Origin of the sequence: Corallococcus exercitus (genome assembly GCF_003611585.1) — a bacterium.
In the GTDB taxonomy this organism is placed as follows: Bacteria; Myxococcota; Myxococcia; order Myxococcales; family Myxococcaceae; genus Corallococcus; species Corallococcus exercitus.
The window spans coordinates 1-4,235 of sequence record NZ_RAVW01000605.1; the positions used below are offsets into that span (position 1 = coordinate 1).

Annotated in this window: 4 protein-coding genes; 1 reads left to right on the forward strand and 3 read right to left on the reverse strand. The window is 70.6% G+C overall.

The annotated features are described in order from the left end of the window. Window positions 1-911 (forward strand): alpha/beta hydrolase family protein (locus D7W79_RS39455; RefSeq protein WP_120530374.1); only part of this gene is annotated, 911 nt, incomplete at its 5' end. An 8-nt stretch (window positions 912-919) separates the two neighbouring features. Here D7W79_RS39455 and D7W79_RS39460 read toward each other — a convergent pair. The 3 genes from D7W79_RS39460 to D7W79_RS39470 form a co-directional block, all read right to left on the reverse strand. After that, window positions 920-1,948, reverse strand: coding sequence for a prephenate dehydrogenase/arogenate dehydrogenase family protein (locus tag D7W79_RS39460; RefSeq protein WP_120530375.1), 1,029 nt, complete (start codon window positions 1,946-1,948; stop codon window positions 920-922). A gap of 99 nt (window positions 1,949-2,047) precedes the next feature. Next, window positions 2,048-3,550: a hypothetical protein gene (locus tag D7W79_RS39465; protein WP_120530376.1), complete on the reverse strand. Its 1,503-nt coding sequence runs from the start codon at window positions 3,548-3,550 to the stop codon at window positions 2,048-2,050. Between the two features lie 367 nt (window positions 3,551-3,917). After that, on the reverse strand, window positions 3,918-4,184 hold the full coding sequence (locus D7W79_RS39470) for a GlsB/YeaQ/YmgE family stress response membrane protein (RefSeq protein ID WP_120530377.1): 267 nt from the start codon (window positions 4,182-4,184) through the stop codon (window positions 3,918-3,920). Window positions 4,185-4,235: the final 51 nt, after the last annotated feature.

A 4,235-nucleotide genomic window follows, 5' to 3' on the forward strand; every position in this document is an offset into this window, starting at 1 on the left:
CCACCCACCCGAGCGTGGTCGCCACCGGGCGCAAGGCGGTGGACGCCTACAACAAGGCGCTCCCGCTGCTGAAGCTCCCGGGCACGCCCGTGCGCATCCCGTACGAGGGCACCACGCTGCCCGGCTACTTCTTCCGCGCCCCGAGCGCCCGGAGCATCGCGCCGCTGCTCATCTTCCAGCAGGGCCGCGACGCGTGGCCGGAGGAGTCCAAGTACGTCATCGACGCGGCGCTCGCGCGGGGCTACCACTGCCTCATCGTGCACGCGCCCGGCCAGGGCATGGCCATCCGCGAGCAGGGGCTGCCCTTCCGCCATGACTGGGAGCACGTCATCCGGCCGGTGGTGGACTTCGCCCTGTGCATCGCGGGCGTGGACTCGCGGCGCATCGCGCTCCTGGGGTGGAGCATGGGCGGCGCCCTGGTGCCGCGCGCCGCCGCGTTCGAGCGGCGCATCAAGATCCTCATCCCCAACCCCGGCGTCCTCGACTGGGGCGCGGCGTCCTTCGAGCAGTTCAACACCTACTTCCCGGAAGTGATGCCGCTGCTCGACAGCGACCCCCGGGCCTTCGACGCGGCCATGGCCCAGCTGATGGAGCAGGTGTTCCTGTATCGCTGGTACATGAAGGACGCGATGTTCAAGCACGGCGTCAACACGCCGTCGGCCCTGCTCTTCGAGCTGCGCCGGTACGACAACACGCCCGTCGTCCACCGCATCCGCTGCCGCACGCTGGTGATGGACGGCACCGGCGAGGCGTTCTCACAGGGCCAGGCCCGGCTGCTCTTCGACGCGCTGGAGTGCCCGAAGGACTACATGCTCTTCACCGCCGGGGACACCGGGCTGCTGCACTGCCAGGAGGGCGCGCAGGCCGTCGCCAATCACCGGATGTTCGACTGGCTGGACGAGTACCTCTAGCGCCCCGGTCAGCGCAGGCCGCTGCCCAGCACGGCGCGGAAGACGGCCTCCACCTCCTGCGCGTCGACGCCCAGCTCCCGGGCCCACGCGCGGCGTACGGCGAGCAGCGCCTCCGTGCGCGCGGGCTCGTTCCCGGACGCCTGCGCGCGGCGCTGCCGGCGGGCCAGCTCCTCGCGGCGGGCGAGCAGCTCCACCAGCTCCCGGTCGAGCGCATCGATGTGCTCGCGCGGCTCCCGGGGCGCTGGAGCCGCCGGTTCCAGTCCGGGCACGGCGACGCCCGCGACGTTCCGCGATGGGGCCTCTTCCGGAGCGGCTTGCAGGTCGCGGTGGATGGCCTGGAGCGCCGCGAGCAGCCGCCCGCGCGCCTCCGTGGCGAAGGGGTTCTCCTGCTGGATGGCATTGAAGAGGTGGCCCGCGTCCGCGCGCACGGTCTCGATGGTGCGCGACAGCGCCTGGAAGCTGGCCGGCGCGAAGGGCACGTCCGCCGCCGCGCCCGAGTCCACCATCCCCTTGGCCACGAAGAACGTGAGGGCGTGCGTGCGCGCCATCACCCGGTCATGGCCCTCCGGGGTTTGCTCAATCACCTCGCAGCCCAGCCCCTCGTAGAAGCGCCCGGCGCGCGGGGCCGCTTCCGGATGCAGCGGGTTGGGGCAGAGCACGACGCGCATGGGGCGCTCGGCCATCGCCAGGCTCAAGGGGCCGAAGAGCGGATGCGTCCCCACCCAGGGCACCCGCGCGCCCAGCACCTCCGTCAGCGCCTCCACGGGCTTCACCTTCACGCTGCCCACGTCCAGCACCAGGTGCTCCGGCCGCAGGTGGGGCTGGAGGGCGCGCAGCACGTCCCCCATCTGGGGCACCGGCACCGCCACCACCACCAGCTCCGCGCCCTCCAGCAGCTCCGGGACCGAGCGCGCGCGAAGCGGCTCCGGGATGTCCGCCACCGGGTCCAGGGCGCGGTGCTCCACGCCCACCGCCTCCAGCAGCGTTCCCAGCGCGCGTCCAAAACGTCCGTATCCCACGAGTGCGACATGCGGCATGCGCCGGAGTCTACGCGGGCGGGGGCTGGATGAACGACCGCCGGGTCCCTCGTGAAGAGGAACCCGGCGGGGGGACCTTCCAGGGTGGAGGGCCTTGGACTACCGCTTGAGGAGCATCTGCTCCGTGAGGCAGGTGTCGGTCTTCTCCGGGACGACGAAGAAGGGCTGCTGGCGGCTCAGACCCTGCGTCGTGCCCAGCCAGCCGTCGCCAATCTGGTTGGCGCCGTCGTACACCAGGGCCAGCCAGTCATTCTGCGCCGCCGGGAACAGGTCCACGGTGTCGAGGTCGCGGTTGAGGTCCCGGGCGTAGGACGTGGTCTGGATGACGCCGTCGTTGTTGATGTCCAGGTTGGCGCTGGCGGTGCCCGCGACCTGCACGCCCTTGATGCGCACGCCGATGTGGGCCAGGTCCGCCTCCGTGGTGGGGAAGACGGGCGCGAAGGCGGCGGCCTCGTTGAGGGAGCCCTCGCTGACGGAGGCGACGCGGACGCGCGAGTAGTCCAGCACGTTGTCCACGCCGTCGATGCGCAGGCCGAACGTCTGGTACTCGTAGTTCATCACGCTCAGGTAGTTGGCCTTGTAGTTGGCGTCGTCGGTGCCGCCGTGGCGCAGGCCGATGTTGTGTCCCAGCTCGTGCATGAGCGTGCCGGCCTGCTGCAGCTCCGTGCCGCCCGGCGTGGACCAGCCGCCCAGCGTCACGATGAGGTCATGCGCGGGGATGCCGCGCGACAGGCCGCTGGAGGTCGTCGTGCCGTACGTGTTCGCGAACAGGGCGTAGTGGAAGAAGGGCGCCCGGCGCGACGCGAAGTACTTGCTCTTGAGGGTGTCGACGCCCACCCAACCGGTGTCCAGGTTGGAGATGGTGTCCGCGGCGGCGATCTGCGAGTCCAGCACCAGGTGCAGCGCGATGCCCGTGGAGCCGTTGGGGTTGGAGACGGGCGCGTTGGCGAACGCCGTCGTCACGCGGTCCAGCGCCGCCTGCGTGGGCTTGCGGTCCGCGTAGTAGTCCACCTCCACGAAGACGTCCTTCTTGCGCGGATCCGCGCCCCAGTAGTGCAGGTCCACGCCGCCGTAGCCGTACAGCTCCGCGAAGTCGCTGATGCGGTCGCCGTCCGTGTCGGTGCTGTTGGGGTTGGTGCCGTAGCGGGACTCGGCCGCGTCACAGACGCCGTCGCCGTCGGTGTCCGTGGCGAAGAGCGCGCACAGGTACACGGGCTGCACGGCGGAGATGTCATAGCTGTTCCCGTCCTGCGTCACCGTCTCGTACTTGGGCCGGTGGTAGACGGTGACGGAGCGGTAGCCGGTGCGCGAGTAGACGAGCCGCAGGGCCTCCTCGCCGGAGGCCGGCAGGATGATCTGGATGTGGTCCTCGCCGTTGTGGTTGCCGTACGCGTCGAAGACGTAGAGGCCGGACGAGTCCGTCTTCTGGAACGTGGGGTTGGTCCCGCAGCCATTGCCGGAGCAGATGCCGGAGGCGACGGTCACCGTCACGTCCTGCACGGCACTGCCGGACGCCGCATCGTAGATGTAACCGTAGACACACCCGTTCAGACCGACGAGAGCCATGGAGGCCGTCAGCAGGCTCTTGTGAAACGTGGACATACTTCCCCCTCGGAGGAGTCAGGGGCTGGCTTCTGGCGCCAGCCGCCACGTTTACGGCGAGCGCGTTGGATATTCTCGGGCCGTCGAATTTCTTCGCGCGGCCCTCCCGGAATGGCGCCTTGCGTCGCGCCTTCTGGAGGACCGCGGCCTCCCGGCCTTCAAGGAGTGGCGGTGGGCGCTGCCGCCGGGCCTGTCCGCGCCCGGATGCCGTGCTTCCACCCCCCAGGATGGAGGTGGCGCGCGGCGGCTTCCCGCGGTGATGAACAACCGCCCGGCAGCCTGGGAGCCACCGGGCGACGGTGCTGGAACGCGGGAGGGCGCTCCGTCCCCCGGATGCTCCCGGAGGACGGGGAACGCGACGTGAAGGTCAGTCGTGGACCTGGCGCCGCTGGACGACGTACACGACGCTGACGGCGATGACGGCCCCCACCACGGCCCCCGCGATGTTGTGCGGGCGGGGCACGAACAGGGGGCCGGCCATGTTGAAGGTCGCCGCGAACATGCCCCCCACGATGGCGCCCACCATGCTGACCAGGAGCATGGAGATGAGCCCCATCCGCCTCAGGCCCGGCAGGACGACCCGTGCGAACAGGCCGGTGACCCAGCCGATGATGATGAAGAGGATGATGGCCATGCGCGTCGCTCCAGGGGGCCGCGGTCCTCCTTAGGGTTGGGGCGTGGGGGG

Excerpts from the sequence above, each read along its gene's own strand:
- D7W79_RS39460 (WP_120530375.1), bottom strand. The coding sequence starts at position 1,948 with ATGCCGCATGTCGCACTCGTGGGATACGGACGTTTTGGACGCGCGCTG.
- D7W79_RS39465 (WP_120530376.1), bottom strand. The coding sequence starts at position 3,550 with ATGTCCACGTTTCACAAGAGCCTGCTGACGGCCTCCATGGCTCTCGTC.
- D7W79_RS39470 (WP_120530377.1), bottom strand. The coding sequence starts at position 4,184 with ATGGCCATCATCCTCTTCATCATCATCGGCTGGGTCACCGGCCTGTTC.